At 39.1% G+C, this 20,810-nt stretch carries 13 protein-coding genes; all 13 read right to left on the bottom strand.

The annotated features are described in order from the left end of the window. Nucleotides 1-72 precede the first annotated feature (72 nt). The 13 genes from LBQ60_10720 to LBQ60_10660 all read right to left on the bottom strand — a co-directional run bounded on the left by LBQ60_10720 (nucleotide 73) and on the right by LBQ60_10660 (nucleotide 20,704). Nucleotides 73-747, bottom strand: a complete 675-nt coding sequence (locus LBQ60_10720; GenBank protein MDR2038383.1) for an endonuclease/exonuclease/phosphatase family protein — start codon at nucleotides 745-747, stop codon at nucleotides 73-75. Nucleotides 748-845: 98 nt separating this feature from the next. Continuing rightward, complete coding sequence (locus LBQ60_10715) at nucleotides 846-1,691, bottom strand: endonuclease/exonuclease/phosphatase family protein (protein MDR2038382.1); 846 nt, start codon at nucleotides 1,689-1,691, stop codon at nucleotides 846-848. A gap of 27 nt (nucleotides 1,692-1,718) precedes the next feature. Beyond that, a complete protein-coding gene (locus tag LBQ60_10710) occupies nucleotides 1,719-3,101 on the bottom strand; it encodes an endonuclease/exonuclease/phosphatase family protein (protein ID MDR2038381.1) in 1,383 nt (460 codons plus the stop codon). Between the two features lie 423 nt (nucleotides 3,102-3,524). Beyond that, a complete protein-coding gene (locus tag LBQ60_10705) occupies nucleotides 3,525-4,886 on the bottom strand; it encodes an Ig-like domain-containing protein (GenBank protein MDR2038380.1) in 1,362 nt (453 codons plus the stop codon). Nucleotides 4,887-4,978: 92 nt separating this feature from the next. Then, a complete protein-coding gene (locus tag LBQ60_10700; GenBank protein MDR2038379.1) occupies nucleotides 4,979-5,881 on the bottom strand; it encodes a DUF4361 domain-containing protein in 903 nt (300 codons plus the stop codon). Between the two features lie 102 nt (nucleotides 5,882-5,983). Then, nucleotides 5,984-8,002, bottom strand: a complete 2,019-nt coding sequence (locus tag LBQ60_10695) for a RagB/SusD family nutrient uptake outer membrane protein (GenBank protein MDR2038378.1) — start codon at nucleotides 8,000-8,002, stop codon at nucleotides 5,984-5,986. Nucleotides 8,003-8,014: 12 nt separating this feature from the next. Then, nucleotides 8,015-11,140 carry a TonB-dependent receptor gene (locus LBQ60_10690; GenBank protein ID MDR2038377.1) on the bottom strand — a complete coding sequence of 1,042 codons (3,126 nt, stop codon included), beginning with the start codon at nucleotides 11,138-11,140 and terminating at the stop codon, nucleotides 8,015-8,017. Nucleotides 11,141-11,160: 20 nt separating this feature from the next. Next, the gene (locus LBQ60_10685; protein ID MDR2038376.1) at nucleotides 11,161-12,459 is read right to left on the bottom strand and encodes an IPT/TIG domain-containing protein; all 1,299 of its coding nucleotides are present in this window, start codon (nucleotides 12,457-12,459) and stop codon (nucleotides 11,161-11,163) included. Between the two features lie 746 nt (nucleotides 12,460-13,205). Beyond that, the gene (locus tag LBQ60_10680; GenBank protein MDR2038375.1) at nucleotides 13,206-14,300 is read right to left on the bottom strand and encodes a DUF1080 domain-containing protein; all 1,095 of its coding nucleotides are present in this window, start codon (nucleotides 14,298-14,300) and stop codon (nucleotides 13,206-13,208) included. A 22-nt stretch (nucleotides 14,301-14,322) separates the two neighbouring features. Beyond that, nucleotides 14,323-15,813 carry a Gfo/Idh/MocA family oxidoreductase gene (locus LBQ60_10675; GenBank protein MDR2038374.1) on the bottom strand — a complete coding sequence of 497 codons (1,491 nt, stop codon included), beginning with the start codon at nucleotides 15,811-15,813 and terminating at the stop codon, nucleotides 14,323-14,325. 120 nt (nucleotides 15,814-15,933) lie between these two features. Then, nucleotides 15,934-17,391, bottom strand: coding sequence for a discoidin domain-containing protein (locus LBQ60_10670; GenBank protein MDR2038373.1), 1,458 nt, complete (start codon nucleotides 17,389-17,391; stop codon nucleotides 15,934-15,936). Between the two features lie 19 nt (nucleotides 17,392-17,410). Further along, nucleotides 17,411-18,727, bottom strand: a complete 1,317-nt coding sequence (locus LBQ60_10665) for a DUF4959 domain-containing protein (GenBank protein ID MDR2038372.1) — start codon at nucleotides 18,725-18,727, stop codon at nucleotides 17,411-17,413. 21 nt (nucleotides 18,728-18,748) lie between these two features. Further along, on the bottom strand, nucleotides 18,749-20,704 hold the full coding sequence (locus LBQ60_10660; protein MDR2038371.1) for a RagB/SusD family nutrient uptake outer membrane protein: 1,956 nt from the start codon (nucleotides 20,702-20,704) through the stop codon (nucleotides 18,749-18,751). Nucleotides 20,705-20,810 lie beyond the last annotated feature (106 nt).

Raw genomic sequence — 20,810 nt, 5'->3', positions numbered from 1 at the left:
GTAAAAAACTTCATACATGTTATAAAACTCAAGTAATGGATTTTACAGTATATTTATCTAACCATATATATTTTATTGATGTCCCAGCTGTACATCGATATAAATAGGTAAATGATCCGATGCTACCGGTTCATTCACCACAACCGCTTTCTGTACTTCATATAAATAGCCTTTCGATTTATATCCCAGAATATAATCGATTGTACGCGTAGGGCGGTCTGCACGAAATGTATTGATTTCTGGATCTGTCAATAATTCCCAATTAACCAGTAAAGCATTTATTTCCTCAGAATCAGGAAGCATGTTAAAATCACCGGTAAGAATAACTGGTTTACTATAACTTTTTACAACACGATCCAGAATCTCAACAGATTCTATACGGGATTCTTTTTCAAGCGAAAAATGCGTATTACAAAGTAAATAATCTTTATACTCAACAACCAAAAATGTCCGGGGTTCTTCAACTCCAGGCAATGGAATATTTTTAAATGAAACCGGTTTTTCCCTTGAAAGGGCAGCAATTCCGTAAAGACCTTTGGATCTTTCGGTTGCAGGAGCAAAGATAGGATACATTCCTGTTAAACGAGCTAATTCACTAATCTGATCAACCCATCCAACCCGTTCGGTAATACTATCCACTTCCTGCAATCCGACGAAATCAGGGTTTATTTCTATAATCACTTTAGCTATCCGTTCCAAATCAATCACATCATCCATACCTATTCCGATATGAATATTGTAGCTCATTATCCTCATCGTATGTGTATTTCGGTTGGAACAGAAACTACATGTCAACAGAAGACAAATGAGAAACAATCCTATTATTGGCTTCATCCGACCTATGGTCAAAATTCAGCGACTATCATTACCGGATCGTGGTCAGAAGGACAACGACCATAAGGGCGATCGTTCAATACACCATACTTCAAAATATTAACATGATCCGTTACAAATATGAAGTCAATCCTGGTTTTCATTTCCGCATCAACTTTCAACCCCTGAAAGGTACCCACCGTCCCATAAGGCGGTTGTTTGGATAATGTATACGAATCTTTCAACAGACCATCATCCAGTAAAATTCGAATAGATTCTGATTCCGGAGTGGCATTATAATCTCCTGTTGCAAAAATGGGGTAATTAGCCGCTATTTCTTTTATTTTCAATAAAAGCAATTTGGAAGACTCCACACGGGCTTTCTTTCCCTGATGATCATAATGGGAATTGAAAAAATAAAATTCACGACCGGAAACCTTATCCCTGAATTTTCCCCAGGAACAGATCCGGTTACAACAGACTGCATCCCATCCTTTCCCTGGAACTTCCGGAGTTTCCGAATACCAGAAATTTCCGTTATCCAATACATCGAAACGATCGGTTTTATAAAAGATTGCTGAGAACTCTCCTTTTACACCACCATCACGACCTTCTCCGATATATGCATATCCTCCTGCCCGGTTTATATCATCCAGCATTGGCTTAGTACCTTCTTGTGTTCCAAAAATATCAAAATCATGGAACCTTACCAGGGAACTGACAGCATCTCTCCTATCCGGCCAGGAAGTTGCATTTACCCATATATTATAAGAAGCTACACGAAGAATACATTTCTCAGGAGATTTTTTGTTTTTTTTCTGGGTATATCCGGGAAATACAATAAAAACTGATAAGAGAAGTACAAGGATTTTTTTCATTGGTTTATTATTAAAATAATTAATGTTTTAGAATTCGGCAACAACCAGTACCGGATCATGGTCTGAAGGAAACTGCCCGTCAGGACGATCATTCAATACACCATATTCTTTAATGCGGACATGGCTGGTCACGAAAATATAATCTATTCTGACCGTTGGTGTATTATTACTTGTATTATTAATTGTTCCAAACGAGCCATAGGGGGGTGTTTCTGATAAAACATACGAATCTTTCAGGATACCATCGTTCAATATTGTTTGTATCGGCTCAGATGTCGGTGTATCATTGTAATCTCCTGTTGAAAAAACAGGATAATCACCGGTTATCTGTTTTATTCTGGATAGTAAGAGTTTGGATGATTCCAGACGAGCTTTTTTTCCCTCATGGTCAAAATGAGAATTAAAAAAATAAAATTCACGACCGGAAACCTTGTCCCTGAATTTTCCCCAGGAACAAATGCGGTTATAATTCACAGCATCCCAGCCTCTACTAGGAATTTCAGGGGTTTCGGAATACCAAAAATTCCCTGCACCCAATACTTCAAAGCGATCTTTCTTGTAAATGATTGCGGAATACTCCCCGGCTCCACCTCCATCACGACCTTCTCCGATATATGCATAAGTTCCATCACTCGTAATATCGGTCAGGTGGGTTTTGGTTCCTTCCTGTGTACCGAAAATTTCAAAATCATATTTACGTACTATATTATTGACCATAGCTTTCCTGCTCGGCCAGGAAGCAGCATTTACCCATATATTATAAGAGGCGACACGTAAAATACAGTTTTCCTTATTCTGCCTCACAGGTATAATGACGTTTTTATTGATGTCCGGATCTTTAGATCTTATTATTATATCCCCGGTACGTGAACTGGTACCATCTTCTAAAGCAAAGGCTGAAAATAAATATGTTTTCCCACCTGTTACCGGCTCGTTATTGTCTCCTTCCTGTATCCATTCGGGAAGTTCAAAAACAATAGGAATGTTTGTTGTTATTTCTAAACTAAAATCCAAAGATTCCTTTTCATTAATGACAACAGTTGTTTCTTTAACTGAAAGAGACGGTTCAACAGCCAGCTGCTTTACGGTCAATATATCGCTGATACCGTCACAAGTGATGGTAATTTCAGCAGTCCGCTCCTCTCCCACTGTTTCATTTGTAGTAACAGATATTTTGAGGTTGTCTCGTGAAGAAGATATAACATCAGCCGTACACCAGAGTGATGAAGATTCGGCAGTAAATTCCCTGTTGGCGCTTACGGTAATATTTTTTTGATTGGCTTCCGGCCAAAAAATCAATTCTTTCGATGATAGATCCAAAAAGGGAGGATCATCATCGGATGTTTCATTACATGAAAAGGCAAGAATAAGCGCCCCAATTACTACAAAATACTTAAATAAATTATTCATTTCCAATATCGTTTTTGATTATTCAGCTATCAAATAAAAAATTACACTAATCATCAGAAAACACAATATGTTTCACGCAAAAACATTTTCTATATCAATAATCTAATCGGCCATGTTGTTCCTATTATCCAATCATCACTGGTAAAATCAGAGAACTTAACAGGACAACTGCCGTTTTCAAGTGATTGTCCGATCAGAAGGAGTCTCAACGTTACTTGAAACAACTTGCCCATTTGAACACCCGATTCTTCCGACTCCGACCGCTAAGTTACCACAGAAAGCAATTTTGATAAAATCATAACTGTTATCGGCACCCATTGATTAAACCATTTTATTAGGCATCCACCGTTTATATTTTTAAGATAAACAATCCGGCATCCATTTAGTGAAAGCCGGATTGCTTCATTCTATAACACTGAAATATTATTCTTTATAAGTAAATTTAAAAGCCATCAGGTTAAGACCAGTAGCGGTAGTAAGATATTTGATCTGATGTTCACCTGCTGTCAAAGATATCGTTGGCGGCGCTAAATTATACTTTTCATAATGATAAGCATAATCATGATATGCTCCGTTATTGGTATATGCATATTCCTGAGTCTCGACACCGTCTATGATCAATTTGTATTTACTTACGCCACTTGTTGACATTTTCACATCGAATTCATAAGTTCCTGCATCCTTAACTGTTACAGTATAACTCAACCACTCGTCTTTCGCAATGCCACCCACATTTTGATGTGCATTATTCTGTATATTTACCCAGTCGCTTTGATAATCTCCAAATCCCCGCCTGTATAACAGCTGTGAAACAGTAGAGGTGTTCGTATCGTGATAACCTACGTTTTCACCACCCAAATCAAAATCCCCAGCATATATTTCGCAGGGAGCTACTGCTGACAAAATGCCCTTTTTACTGGCAAAATCCCCGCTTTGTGCGGTGGTTTCTATTTCAAAAACATCTAATGACAACGGATCCGGTAATGACGAGGTGGTAATTTTCAAGTCTTTCTTAAAACCCAAAAATGTAGTTGCCGCTACACCCGGAGATTCTACCGTTACTTGTGTATCGTTACGATCGATATAAGATACTTCAAGAATCGTAATACCACTAAGATTCGTTGGATTGATCACAAACCCGTTACCCAGTTCGGTAATAGAGGCTTTAATTCTGTCCTGAATGGACTTTTCATAAATGCTTCCATATGCATATCCGACAATTTCCATAGGAACCGATTCATTATCAAACTTATCAAAGGAAGTGATCAGGAAAGTATGGTTACTTTCCGATAAATTTTCAAAATAACCGGTAAAAATACCTGTTTGGTAGTTTACATCGATATCGACCGACCGATCAGTGTTTTTCAGGGTAACCCGTATGGTTTTTATTCTGTCGGACAATACCTTAACATCAAACTGGATCCGTTCTTTTCCTGATTTCATACCAACGCTATCTACTACAGGAACAGAAACTGTTACAGGAATTAATGTCCGGTCAGCACCTAATGAAACAATGATATTTGTTTCTCCAATACCCACAGCCTTCACCAAACCGATTCCGGTTCCGGTCACTGTTGCAATCTCCGGATCTTCTGTTGTCCATTCGAAATTTTCACCAACAGGGCTCGCCTTGATTTGAATTTCATCTCCGAAAAACAATTTAACGGAAGATGAATTCACATAAATCACTTTTTCCAGATCATTCTCTTTCACATCATTACATGCCAATGCAAAAAAGCAGAGAAAAATCATACAGATCCAATTACTTACATGTATTATTCTCATATTTATATTCTTTATTATATGATTCATCATTATTGTTCAGATAAGATACGATTCTGTCTCATTGTTATTCATGAAACAGAATCGTATGTCATTTATTCGGTAAATTCAAGTCTCAATTCTTCTTTCATCTGTTGGGTAACTCCGTTTTTATCCACATAATTATACCGCAACAAAAAAGTTTTGTACTTTTTATAACCGGTGTTTTCTATTCTAAAGATATTCGGAAAGTCCGGATCTCCATCAACCTGTGTTACATTCAGATCCTTAACAGGGGATATAAGCACCTTATTTTCTTCTGTTATCTCCAGAATAATACCATTCGTATTGATATCATCAATATCTGCCTGAAAAGTGATATTATCAGCCATGATCCTCACTTTATTCCGACTAATGGGATGCATCGTTTTCTGACCCGGGATCTGCATCGTACCACGGTAAGCCCGCATTGTGTAATTTGTGGGGGATTCCTGTGTAGCATATTGATTTTTAATCAACACACGGTACAGAACATTGCTTTTATCCGGATTCACTTCGTAAGCAGAATAGGTATCGATCTTGACCGGAATAAAGTAGATAGAATCGGGGGACAAGCCATCCGGCCTTATCCGGATGGTCATCCTGCCGTTCCTTTCGCCGGCCGGAATAGTCAGGTTATAGGAATCTATATCGTATCTATTCTCAGGCAACAGTCTGGCATAACTGGATACATCCACATCGTAATTGGATGTGTTGTAATCATCGAACGCCTCCATATCCTGTACCAGGGAAATCTCAATATCTTTTTCCGATGATTTGGTCCCTCCGCATGAAGCAGAAACATATCCAACGGATTCCGGTTGATCCAGATCATGGACTACCTGAAATATGTTATAATCATCATTGCTGACAAGAGCAAAAACCGTCTTGTATTGTTCGTTCTCAAAAACTTTATCTTCATTACAGGCCGTTATTCCCGACAGAAGACACATGAATATCAAAATATGTATATATTTCATCTGTATAAATTATTTTGTGATCGGATAGAATGTCCATTTGCCGGTTCATTGTATGGTATGTACCTGACCCATGAACATTCCGTTATATTACTTTATATAAGATTACTCCCATCCCGGATTCTGGTCAAAAGAAGGTAAACGCCTGATCTCGTCCCTGGAAACAGGTAAAAAAACCATTTTCTTGTTGACCACCCTGCTTCCGATACGGGAAGTATTAGGAACTACTCTTTGATAAAAGCCGTCTTTAGATGCATCTACATTCATACCGGTTATGGTTACTTTTTCAACATCTTCATATATACCCCATCGGCGGACATCATAATATCTTCTGTTTTCGAACAGGAATTCGATCATGCGTTCCTTTTCTATCAAACTCTGAATCTGTTTCGGATCAGCCAGTTCGGCATCGGTCAATCCCGGCAATCCGGCCCGGTAACGTACCTGATCAAATGCTTTTTTTATTTCAGCGACATCCCGTGTAAATGTCTGTGACTGACCTCCCATTTCCACAGTATGGCTTCCATTGATATTATTTAAGGCTTCCGCATACGAGAGCAGTATTTCCGCATAACGAATGATCGGAAATACCTTATCCGTCCTTGTACTATTGGTTCCTTGAAAGGCATCAGAAGGATGAATGTACTTTTTGATCACATATCCCGTCGGGGTGTGATTCACTACAGCTGCCGAATTAGACTTACCGTTAGGTGAATCGTAATAGTAAGTTACGGTAAGGTTAAAGTCTCCGGCAGATGTTGCAGAAGTACAGGGCCAGTAACATCCGCTAAATCCAATGGAAGCATAAAAACGCATTTCCCGGTTAACATACATATTGTTTACATCAGCCAGCAGCCGATATCCTGAAAATTCCCTGATGGTTGAGGTAAATCCTGTTTCGGAATAAGGATAATCCGTACTTGGGTTATCAATGGTGTTGCCATCTGCCATATAGAAAGCGTCTACTACCTTCTGTGTTACTCCCATGCCATTCCAGCCTCCGTTATTAAGCGGAAATGATGCCCTTGTATAGGATTTGACTGCTTCAGATTTCCGCGCCCATATAAATTCAGGATTGATCGTAGCCACACATTCACCATTGAACATTTCCGAATAAGATTTGTAATGGTCTATTCCGGCAGCTCCAACGGGATAATTCTGATAATAATTCGGATCAGAAGTAACATTCGCAGGTAACGTCGGTGTATTATCGTCCGAATCAACGGTATATAATCTATACTGAGGCGATCCTGCCAGTTGTATATCCATTACCCGTTTGGCGGCAGCGGCGGCCAACGCCCAACGGGTTTCATCCGGGGATTGTATTACATAATGCACCCCATCCGTCTTACGTATCCATTTACTGAAATAGGTACGGGCTGCTTGTCCGCCATTAAAAAGAGGACTGGCATGTTGTAACCTTAATCGGGCAACCAGGGCATAGGCAGCTCCTTTGGTCGGCTTTCCGAAGTCCACCAACGGAACGGTTGCCGGCATTAATGCAGCCGCTTTTTCAAATTCTCCGCAGATATATTCTACAGCTTCATCATAAGTACTGCGAGCCCGGTCATAATATTCAATTTTTTCATTGGTCTCAACAATATCGTCGTCTAATATTATAGGAGGGCCAAAGTCCACCAGAATACGATAATAAGCATATGCCCGGATAAAATAAGTATACCCCAGAATATTCAACCTGTCGGTATTGGTCATATCAGTGGCTTCTTCCATTCGGGCTAATATCGTATTACATTTACGAATCGCCTTATAGGAATTACTCCATTTTGAAGAAAAAGGACTAAGGTTACTGGGAGATACATATCCCAATACATATCTTAATCCGTTATAACTTCCTGCACTGGTAATATTAAACATAGAAAAAGCCTCATCTGTGGCAAGTGGTCCGGGCGTATCCTGGCTTCCGGTACTGAATATCTGCCCCTCATCTGTGAACGATGTTAAGGCGCCCCACATATATGCTTCGATATATCGTTTCCTCTGAAAAATCGAATCCAGTTTCAATTCATCATCAAAGTAATCGTCTACATTCAAAAAATCCTTACAGGATCCAAATAATCCCAGGAAAAAAGAAAATATAATGAGCGTTTTTATACAATTTTTCATACTACTATTTTATTATATATTGATATATAACTGCAAGGTATAAACAGCAGGGATAGGATAAACACGTCCGTTAAACTGGGCTTGTTCCGGATCAAATATTTTTACTTTATCCCAAACATATAAGTTACTACCTACCAGTTGAAGGTCAACAGACTGTATCCTTATTTTACGTAAAAAATCAGCCCTCAGGTTATAATTGATGGTGACTTCCTGTAACCTTAAGTAGCGGGCATTGTTTTTCCAGAAGTCGGATAGTTGGGAATTATTACTGTTATGCCCATATTGTAACCGGGGGAATTTAGCATTAGGATTTTCTGCAAGAGCAGGATCTATACCATTTGCGATAGCATAATCCCTGGGAATCCATCTGTTGGCAGGATCATTTGCCTTGGTAAGAACATTACCTGTTGTTCCTTCATGAAAAGGGACATACCCCATACCATTTTTATATGTAGTTCCACTTTGTGTTACAGACTGTCCTACGTGAAAAAAATCTGTCTTACCGGTACCTTTAAACAAAATACCTATGGTAAGGTTCTTATACCGGAATTCACCCCCCATTCCATACATCAGACGGGGATAAGTATTATAAGATAAAGGGACCTGGTCATCTTCATCTATCTTGCCGTCTCCATTAACATCCTTGTACTTGATATCGCCCGGCATTTGTCCGGAACCTAGTTTTTCCTGGCTCGGACTATACTTTACATCATTCTCATCCTTGAAAAAACCAAGGGCCTGATACCCACGTATGGCATCACTCGGGTAATCATTGTACTCCAGATAAGGATATTTCACATATAACTGTTCCCAGTTCTGGACAATATTTTTTGAATAGGTAAAATTACCCCTGACGGTAAAACTCATGTTCTGGTTCAAATCCTGGGTGTAACTTATATTTCCGTCAGCTCCGTAACTCCGCATTTTACCTATGTTTCCGTATGGCATTGTAATAACACCCACATAATCAGGTATTTGTATCCTTTGTCGAAAAATACCGTCACGCTGGTCATTGAATATGTCTACAACAAAAGAAAGACGATCCCGGAACAAACGGCCTTCAATCCCAATATCGGCCTTAACGGCCTTTTCCCATTTCAGGTTATCCGCTCCAACCACTGTTTCGTTAACTGTTTCTATCAGTTTACCACCCCATATATTTATATCACCTTTACTTACCATTGTCAGGTACGGGAAACGTTTATCCGTAATACGGTCATTTCCGACAGCGCCGTAGGATCCCCTGATTTTAAAGAAGTTAAGCCATGGGAGAGATTTTTTAACCATGTCATAACCTGTTGGAATCCAACCTAAAGCTATAGAAGGGAAAAAGCCGTACTGCTTGCCGGGTTGGAAATTCTCCGATCCGGTAATCCCGAAATTAACATCCAGCATATAGGTATCTTTATAACTGTAGGTCAATCTGCTTGAAACTCCCTGGTACCGGATGGGAATCGCACTCATACTATTGCCGGCGTCCTTTGTTTTTTTCCTGTCATTGAGCGAATAAAACACCAGGCCTGTAACCCTGTGATCCTGACCAAATACTTTATTGTAATTAAGGGTTGCTTCAAAATGGTATTTTCTGTATTGATCGGTTGATTTATTGTATGTTGCAGGAGATGCCTGAACTTTTTCCTGCATGATCAGGCTTCCGTCGTTCGGACTTCTGGACAATGCCTGATACAATGCCGGTTGTATATGCCTGCGTTCATAAAAATCGCTGTGCAGATCATAAGCTCCCTGCACTCTAACACTTAACCCATCCAATAACATGGATAAATCCTGGTCAAGCGCAATCGTTACCCTTCCTTTGTACTGCTGCGTGGATGACTTTCCGGTATGATTAATCATGACATATGGAGATGAGAGATCATCAGCACCAGCTGCAGGAAGTAATCCATTGGAATATCTGGTGGGAAAAAGAAGTGGATTGAGTTGGGATTGAGCTTTCCATATATTATCAGTATTCGCCATACCCGGCTCATTCCGGATGGACAGGTAACCATCCGATCCTAAGTAAAGACTGGTGGATTTGGTAACGTTCAGGTCAACATTGATCCTATAATTATAGGTATTGTACCCGACATTTGAACTATATATGCTACTCTTGTCCTGTTTATAAGCCGCTGTTTCATTAGTAGCCCCCAGGCTGAGAAAATACCTGGCCACATCCCCGCCACCACGGGCGCTCACATAATAAGTTTGTTCAAATGAATTCTTGTTCAATATTTCGTCCTGCCAACTGACATCCGGATACATATCCGGATCCATATTGTCTTTGATCAGTGCCATTTCCAAATCACCATATACACGAGAATCCCCACGCACTTCCATGGCTTCATTCACCAGCTTGGCATAATCATAAGCCCTTAAATATTCGGGAAGCCGACGAAGGTGCGATAAGGAAAAGTTGGCACGGGCAGTGATACTTAATTTTCCGGCCTCCCCTCTTTTAGTAGTAATCAAAACTACCCCATTGGCGCCACGAACTCCATAAACGGCTGTAGCAGAAGCATCTTTCAATATCGAAAAACTTTCAATATCAGCCGGATCTATTGAATTAAGATCTCCTTCCAGTCCGTCTATCAGCACTAATGCACCGCTGTTGTATCCAAAAGTACCGATACCACGAACCCAGAACTCAGCAATATTTTTTCCCGGTTCGCCACTGGTCTGCATGGATATAACACCGGCCACCTTGCCTCCCAACAGGTTAGCGACGGAAGCTACCGGAGTTTGCAATTCCTTAACATCTATTGTTGAAACAGCAGCTACCGAACTGATCTTTCTTTGGCTACCCATTCCAACCACTACCACTTCTTCCAATTCCTGCGCTGCATCGGTAAATTGTATGCGAAGATCCTTCTTTTCGTCAAGTACCAGATATTCAACATTATTATATCCGACAAAAGAGAACACGATCAGATCTCCCCGTGCCGCCCTGATACTGAATTTTCCTTCCACATTACTGGTGGTTCCGACACCTACTCTATCTTTTATATAAACAGTAACCCCTGTCAACGTTTCTCCTGTTTCATCATATACTACCCCTTCCATGGCAAATGTCTCTCTTTGTTGAGCAGAAAGAGTAAAACAAAAGAATAATAACAATACTAATATAATATTTTTTTTCATGTTATCTAACATTTAAACTATTATTCAATGGCCAGTTTTCTAATTCGATTATTTCCCCAATCTGCGACATATACGGTACCGTCATTACTTACCCCTACGCCTCTGGGTTGATTAAACAAGGCCTCTTCTTTCCCGCCGTCTTTCCATCCGGATGTACCGGGCATTCCCACGACAGTTTCCATCATATTATCCGTAGTAACCCTTCGTATGCAGTGATTATTACAATCTGCAATGTACAGGTTCCCGTCAGGGTCGAAATATATTTGCCAGGGATAATTTAATAAAGATATTGCCAGTTCACCATCTCTGTGACCTGATCCCGATGCTGTTAATCTTTTAAAAGTATTGCCAGGATCCGTAATATCAAAACTGTAAAGACCATTGGCTATACCTCCGGAATATCCGGTAAAATACAGCATTTTAGGTTGTAATGAATGGAAAGTCAAGCCGGACGATGTCCCATTGGGCGTCTGGTAGATGATTTCAGCATCGTATGTTTTCGGATTGATTTTGATGATCTGTCCTTCCCAAAAACGGGTATACACATAACCGTCATACTCACAGGCTGCCATTGAATGCTTCCATGTATTAGTCGGTATAGGATAACCATTGGTTTCCACGATCCTGAAACTGCGCCCTCTTGGTGCCCACGCTTCCTTAGGGTCACAGGTGAAAAATCCTGTCAGGGAATGTTCGGAAGGAACGGTGATTATTTCAGTGTGTTTGTCGACACAAAGAGCATTGGGGATAATCACGCTACCTGTACCCATAATTAAAGTGGTCACATAATTTTCAGTCTCACTGACTTTTACAATCCCATAAGGATTTTGCCGGACACTGACGAAAATATTATCTTCATTATCCACACAAACATAAGTCGGCGAGAGAGTAGCCTCTGCCAATGAACCTTCTTTATATGTAGCTGTTCCATTTCCGGTTACGGTGCTTACGGAAACCGATATCTGATAGCGGAATTTCTGCTCATAACTTAAAGAATCATTACCTATCACTACGGATACAGTACATGTATCGCCCGGCATTTTGGGAACAATAGCATACACTCGTTTACCTGTCGATGATATTACCGGCGCTTTTTTGTTGTTGAAATATACTTTTATTTTTTGAGGATCAGCACCGAAATTTTCCCCATCCAATAATATTTTTTCAGCAATTCTTCCCGAATCGGGTGAGAATGATGTAAGAAGTACCGGTTTATTGGGATCATATTCTTCCCTTTTAACGTCATCGTCATCTTTACAAGAGATGAAACAAAGAACACAACAAAGCATCCATAAACTTTTTATGAAAACATTCTTCATTTGATGTAATTTTAATAATTCACCAATCATTTTTTTCTACTTTTGTATTGTTTTAAAAATTGTTTAATTTTACATTAAATCACGATCGGATGATATTTAGCGGTGTCATCCGATTTTTCTTTTCCTTCTCTTTTGTTATTTCCCCATAGGCCTTTCTTGCTTTAAAGTTTCACTTACCATTATAATACACACAAATGGAAAACATATACTCACTTTTTTGAAATATTTTTTGATAAAAATTACCGTACCCTTAAAAACCGTTCCTGATATTTTAAAAGATCACAGTATCCTAGATCATTTTTACGCAAATAAAAATTTCTGATATGACCTGTAAGTTAAGGATAGATCATCAAAAAATTAATTTAAATTTTGTACATTCTGTTGAGAGGATATATCCAAATGAAAGTAATAAGTTTAATCATAAAAGCTGTAATGCATTTATATTAGAGATAAAAGGTCACTCATATCAAAAATCGACATATTCAACTAATTATCATCCAATTAATCACAAAGATCGTTTCATTGTAAATTATGATAATAATATCAGAAATCATAAAAAATATTTAAAAAATAATTTTTTGCAACTAATATACCAACCCTAACTCAGCGATATGACGCTAATAGCCGTTTGAGTTACTTCCGGCATTACGTGTATTGATTCTGATCGTCAGTTATTCAGATGATGAACAAGAATACCAATAATATTAAAGCATTTTATTGCCTAAATGCACTACTTCTAAAACTGTTTATTTTTTAGTCAAAGTGTCCAGGTTCTTTATTCTTATTTTAGCAATTTTTATTTCTCCATCCTTCTCCGAATGGTAAAGAACAATTTTTCCTCTGGGATTTGTAGTCTGTCCTGTATTGAACGATATTTCTTCTCCATTATATCGTACTGAAGACTTATTACCTTCATTAATGACCTGAATTAAAGGAAACTGATAGCCTAATTTCATTTCATTGAAATCCGTCCTATAACCCATATCCTTTTCGTTTTGCCATGAATAAAAGATACAACTATTCCCTCCATTTTGGTATTTCTTTCCAAATATCTGCAATTCATAATTTTCAAATTCGTCATTGCTGATCAGGTACCCACTACCTCCGGATGCAATTAAAACCCCGTTTTCAATTTTCCAGGTCGCATTACCTGTTTTGGTCCACCCGGAGAGATTTTTTCCATCAAATAAATTACTCCATGGCTTTTCGGATGAAGGCAATTCCTTGATATAAATATTCTTAAATTCAACAAAATGATCATGATTCTGTAAACCTATATAGCCCTTTCTCAGCCGGTATTTCAGATCAGGATAGTTTTCAAGGTTTAGGTCCTGAATCAATTGTCCGTTTAACCATATTTTGAGAAAAGGCCAATCCATAATTATATAATATGTGTTCCATAATCCTGCAGGTTTTACCGGGTTAGCAATAGGAGGAACCTGGTCATATACAGCGCCACATGAGTTTTTACTTATTCCTCTTCCGGCATTATCGAATATCTGGATTTCCATTCCGTTACGGGATTCCCTTCCCCACGACCTTTCCGTCTGATGCAAAAAGAGGCCACTGTTACACCCTTCACTCATCTTAAAATCGATATATAATTCGAAATTTTCATATTCCTTTTCTGTCAGGATTAAATATGGGGTGTTAGGGGTACCGATACAACGGATGACACCATCAATTACCTGCCAGGCACCTTTATCAGGCTGAATATTCCATCCGTGAAAAGTCGTCCCATTAAATAATGAAATAAATCCCTCCGGAACAGACGATTGTGCATAAGTATTTGATAAAACTGAAAATAATAATAACCACAGAACAACAAATATTTTTTTCATCTTTTAGTTTTTTTGAAAGAGATTAAATTTTATCCGGAATAATATAGGGATACCGGTATGTATCTTTAACAAACATATTGGCCTTCTCACTGTTTACCCCTGTAAAGCGTTCACTTTTTGAATCCATAAATAAAGTAGGTCCGATGAACAGGCTTTCTTTATTCAGGTCAATATCATTGGCCAGCAGATGCTTTTCCATTTCATTGCATACCTGTTCCAGATATGGGTTGCTTTTTACTAATTCTTTAATTTTGCCGACTGGTTCTTTTTGCCCTAGTTGGTATGAAATGTTTCCCATATGACTGATTGCCGCAGATAAATGCCCTTCAAGAATATCGGTCTTTAAATCTTCAATTTTATTACTTCTTAAAGCTTTGATAAAGCTGAATTGTGGCCCTGTAGAACCTTGCTCCCGGAATGTTTTGATCACATTACCGTCATTATCATACACCGTATTACCGGAAAGTATTCCTTTTTCACAAATAAAATAGACCACACAATTGGCAGTTCCTTTATAAGGATGGAATATTCTTTTACCGGCAGCGCTGTAAATAACTGCTCCATCCATATTATCTATCCCTGTTTTTTCACCAAGTCCCCTTGAATCATAAATGACCGGAGTGCCATCATAATCAAATACCGCAACCTGTGTATTGGGAGTTTCCCCATCATCATTATAACCATACCGGCCTCCAAAGCTAAAAGCACTCCTGGGCAACGTACTTTTACCCAAAGCCCATCGACAGATATCCAGTTGGTGTGGCCCGTTATTACCTAATTCACTGTTTCCTGTCAGCCACTGCCAGTGCCAGTCATAATGAAGTTTTTTCCGGGGAAGAGGTTGTGCCGGAGATGGGCCAGTCCATAAATCATAATCTACCGTAGACGGAATATTCCCGGGACCCATTATTTTACCGATACTTGTACGGCGCTTATAGTTCATGATACGAACCAGTAAGACTTTTCCCAGGTTCTGTTGCATGTATTTTATTCCTGCATCTAGATTCATATTGGAACGGGAATCAAGGTCGGCCTGAACCAGACGTTTGTATTTTCTGGCCGCCTCCACCATTTTTCGTCCTTCCCAGATACTATGCGAAACCGGTTTTTCCACGCAAACATGTTTTCCGGCCTGACATGCCCATACCGTAGCCAGTGCATGCCAGTGGTTCGGTGTAACAATTGAAACGGCATCTATATCTTTATCTTCATATAGTTTACGGATATCTTTGTAAGCCTTAACTTTTATTCCTTCATTTGACAAGTTACTTACTATTTTATCCAATACGGCAGAATCCGCATCACATATTACAGCAATGCGTACTTTTTCCATCTTCTTATAGGCGTTAATATGTGTGATCCCATGGCCATTCACACCCACGACAGCAACATTTATCGTATCATTGGCTCCCATAAAATTCTTTATTCCCGAAGCCATACTGATATCGGATAAGATCAACCCGGCACTGCCAATTCCCATATTTTTAACAAATTGCCTTCTGGAGTTCATCATAAAATATAATTGAGAGATAGGTAATTTTATAACGTAAAAATAAGTAATAAAAATCAGATTAAAAAGGCGACGTATCTGTATGCGCCGCCTTTTTTCATCCAAGTCAATATCTGAATGTTATTATTTTATACCTAAATAAAATTCAGACATTTGTACCGCACTATTATTAACCGTATCCCACTTGGTATAGATTGCCTTGATATACCTGTAAGTAGAAAGTGGTATTTCTATATTAGGGCTCTCCAGATCATTGGTAGATGTCACATTTGGAATATCAATATCTAACTGGATTTCAGAAAAATTCGTCCCATCGTTACTTCCGTAAATAGAAAGGCCCCAAACCCTTAATCCTAAGGTTGTATTCCTATGGCGAATCCTGAAATAATTAAATTCTTGAGCCTCCAGCATGTCAACAATGAAGAAAACAGGATCATTACCAGGACTTATGTTTCCATTAGATTTTCCCGGTTTAACCTGCGAAAGGAAAGTAGAAAGGTCTCCATCCAAATGGGCGGTTGGAGATGGACTGTCGCTAGGACGAGGATGTGATTGAGTTGAAGTCCATCCGATCCGATCCAGATCTATGGTTGTCGGATTATATAATCTGGGAGTAGCATCAATATAAACATCCGAAACTCCTTCCGGTTTATAGTTGGAAGTTAATGTAAACGGCATTCCATGTCCCAGTCCTACTATTACAGTTGACGTTTCATCATTTTCAACCCTGATACTCTGTTCTACATTAGACGCATCTGTAAACTTCACCATTGTATACTGCATGGTAAAATCATCAACTGGTTGCCATACAAGTTTAATACCTTGCGGTGTAAGAGTCATGGATTGAACCCCCCTGTTCTGAAGTTCCTGCTGATAGCTTTCATCTGTAGGCATTGTCAGGGAAATATTCCGCTCAAGAATTACTGTATCCAGGATAGGGATCGTATCCATAATGGGAACAACTTTGTATTTTATGTTTACATTAACCGGTTCTCCCGCATTCAGGTTTTCTATCGAAAACTGCGGATCACTGCCTCTGGTCCCTTCAACCAGATTATTATCCTTATCCGTATATGAATAGGACAAACTATAATAATCCAAAAGTACTGATGATAAATTTGAATAGGTGAATGTAGCAGCCCATGGAGATGCAATTATTCTGGGAGAAGCTATAGATAATATTTCCACATCGGAAGATGTATATGGGATCAATGCTACTTCCTGCGGAACGGATTTATTGTTAAATTCGTCTGCTGTAAAAATCTTAAATCTATATATTTTTGATTGTGTAAGACCTGTAATATTTACCCAGGAGCAAACTGAATCGATAATAATCTGCTGATTATCATACTCAACGATCGTTTTCTTTGCTTTTCCCAGATTCACCTGGCTGGCCGGGATCCGACCGGCTTTTAACAAATCGATCTCTACTCTTTCCAGGCCGATCTTTCCTTCGGCAATATCATACATCCCCGAATACACCGTTTCCGAATCGGCAAAATCCTTGATATCATCATGTATGCCGTCGCATGATGCAAATGATATCAATATCATTATTATTAGAAAAAATATCTGTTTCATATTCCTTATAATTAAGTATTTAATTATTGGCCTTTCTGCCATAAAGTGTTATTTCCGACAGGCAATTGGCACTGTTACTGGTATAGTTCGAATCAAAACATTTAAGCGCTTCATACCTGAACCAACGTACCGGCTTACTAAACTGAGGATCATCCGGATACATATAAGCCATATCTCCTGCATCACCCATTTTAACAATTTCCAGATCATTGAGTCCCACAGGTAAAGGTATCTTATGCTGTGATATATATACCCATTCATTCAGGTCTTCATCCAAATAATACATATTATAAAGTCCTACATTTTCAGCCTTATAGTAATGTCCTCTATCCAAACTGGTTTCACCACCTGAATGTCTCTGATGAGTAACTATACGACTTAACTCATAATGATCTCCCAAATCTATGATCAGGTTCCAGGGTAAATTCGGTCCCGGATCTTCAATCGTGTTGGTCCCCTTTGATCCGTCAGGCTTAGTTTCGCTTCCTGTACGTCCCATACTTGCCGTGTGCATATAATTACTGCTCTGGGCCATATCAATTTCATCATCGATTACACGATAGATTCGTCCGTCAAATCCGCTGCCGAAACACATAGGTATTCCTGCAATCGTGTCATTGGTCTGGGGCAAAACCCAATCTGTTTTTAATATTTTTTCATCCTGATACAGGGTTAATTGGCCGAAATCAACAGGAGATGTAATATTACCATAGATATCTTCGACTTGTATTGTGACACTGACCGGTTCATCCGAGCCAAGTTCCAGATCTTCGATAAATCTCCGTTCGATCGTATCATTAGATGAAAATACAATAATCATGTCCCGGTGATTCCCATTTTGGGTGAATTCAAAATCGACATATACATTAACTGTTTGCGCCAATTCATTGTACCAGTCAACATAGAATGAACTAAATCCGGGTTTGACGATCAATGATTTAGCTACCCTGGAAATTGAAGGCTCCAAAGGAATAACAGACACCGGCACCACACTGGATTTATTTCCCGACCTGTCTACAGCATATAGCTGCAATTCATATTCAATTGTATCGCCAAGACCATATACATCCAATGAATCCTTGAAATAAGAAGTGGAAAATGTAAAAAGTTTACCATTGGCAGCAACAAAATCGGCATTGATGCTGAGTAGGTCTTCATCTGAAGGAACTGTGAAAAATATTCTTGCTCCGCCATAAAGCGGCTTAACGCTACGTACAACCGGTACTCCCGGTGGAACACTATCTGTAGCTCCTATCTCAAAACGCTTTTCTTCTTTGCATGTATAAAAAATCGCCGCAAAAGAAAGCACCAAAAATAAATATTTGATTGTTTTCATGTTATTATAATATTTTTAATATTACCAACCAGGATTTTGTATTAAATTAGCATTGGTATTCATTTCATTCAGATCGATGGGCCACAAGCAGTCTGTAATGGTAAATTTCCGGGCTTGTTTAACATCAAGGACAAAGAAACTGCTCGCCGTTGTACCTGCATGATTCCATCCCCAGATCGGAGAAGAAAATTCAGAAGTAGCTTTTTTATGCCTGAGCATATCCCAGAACCGGCTTCCTTCAAATGCCAGTTCAATTCCTCTTTCCTGAAGAATAATATCACGCATGCCATCCTTGGTTTTGTGTTTATCCACTGTTTTTGCCAGGGAGGAGTTGCTCCAGACTTCTTCTACCCTCGGAATACCTGCTCTTAAGCGTACTGCGTTGATCGCATTATATACTTCCTGGTCAGGGGCATCATAGTATTCATTCAAGGCCTCCGCTCTCATTAAATACAGGTCGGCCATACGAATAATAGGATAGGGAAACCTTATCTGTCTTGTATAGTTACCTGAAGTTGATTCGGGATGTACGAATTTTTGTATCCCTATTCCTGTGCAGAGGTAATCTGTATTAGAGGTACTGGTCATTCCACCATCCGAATCTGCGTACATCAGGGTATTAATCCTTACAATATGCCCGCGCCAGTAACCTCCTGTAATTCCCAGGTTAGCATAAAAACGCGGCTCACGATGCAGGTATAAGTTAACTGTTTCCACACCGGGTTGCATAATACCCCGGTACAGATAATAATCAGTTTCATCTATTCCGGGAGTGGTCGAAAAATTGTGAATTCTGTTTATATCGAAAGTAAGATCCTGGTCGATAGGTAATCCGTTTTCCGTATAATACCGTTCTGCCATCCGGTAAGATGCTGCCAGCCATTGCCACGAATAACCGGTAACATTTATCTGGCCACCTTCAAAATATCCGGCAGGCAAACGTATGTTGGTTGCCTGCGCTATCCCTCCGTCACTACTGTAATTGATATTCGAATTCCCCCACAATAATTCTTTATTCCAGGGATCAACGATCAACATTCTCAGATCATATATCGTTTGTAATAATTCGGGATTTTCAGCAATATCTTCCCTATCGTACAAATAAGGCTCTTTTTCGTAAGTATATAACTCCTTCCCATTGTCTTCACATAATTGGATTGCCACATCGATAGCATCAATGGCGTCTTTCCATTTCTCCTTATCATATGTCATTGGAAAAAATGGTTCCCCATTATGATCATAAAAATCGCCAAAATACTCTACGTTTCCATTATAAAAAGGACTCGCCCTAAAAAGCAGGATCCGTGCTTTAATAGCGCTTGCTCCTACCCTGTCTATTTCACCATAAGAAGTGGACGGTGCCCTTTCCTTAAGGTCGGGAATAGCTTCATCTACTAAATTAATAATGAAATCGAAACAATCTTCTACTTTGGAACGGTATACGAACAATTCATCCGTCGAAGCATCAGGAGTGAATGTTTTATCAATAAGAACAATAGGCCCATATTTCTGTAACAACAAGAAGGAATAATACCCTTTCAGGAACTTTGCCTGTGCTTTCCATTCCTTTTTTTCAGCATCACTCATATCAGCTACCCTATCGATATTTTCAAGGAAAATATTCGTTTGTCTGATGCCTTCATATAATTTTTTTGCACCTCCTGTTCCCGACCAGCTACCCAATCGTGGATCCGAAACGGATTGCAATCCTCTCATGATCCTTATGGCCCTGAGTTGAGAAACTTCTTCCATATCCAAACGGCCAACATATTCATCTCCCAGTGTCCACATGGTACTGTGTGTTTCATGATCTGTCGGCATATAACTGTATATTTTTGCCAGGGCATTCCATGCTTCTTCCTTAACGGCAAAAATATTGTCAAGCGTTAATGTATTATCAGGAACAACATCCAGATATTCTCTACATGAGGTAAAATATATTGTTATTATAATTAATAACATTCTTATTATTTTCATGTCTATAATTTTATAAGTGATTAGAATGATAATTGTAAACCGACATTGAATCTTCTGTTAAGGGGATAACCCAGGCCATTCTGCCCGGCTTCAGGATCCCACAATT

This window comes from Bacteroidales bacterium, from assembly GCA_031275285.1.
Taxonomy (GTDB): Bacteria; Bacteroidota; Bacteroidia; order Bacteroidales; family UBA4181; genus JAIRLS01.
This window is presented reverse-complemented; position numbering and strand designations above follow the sequence as displayed.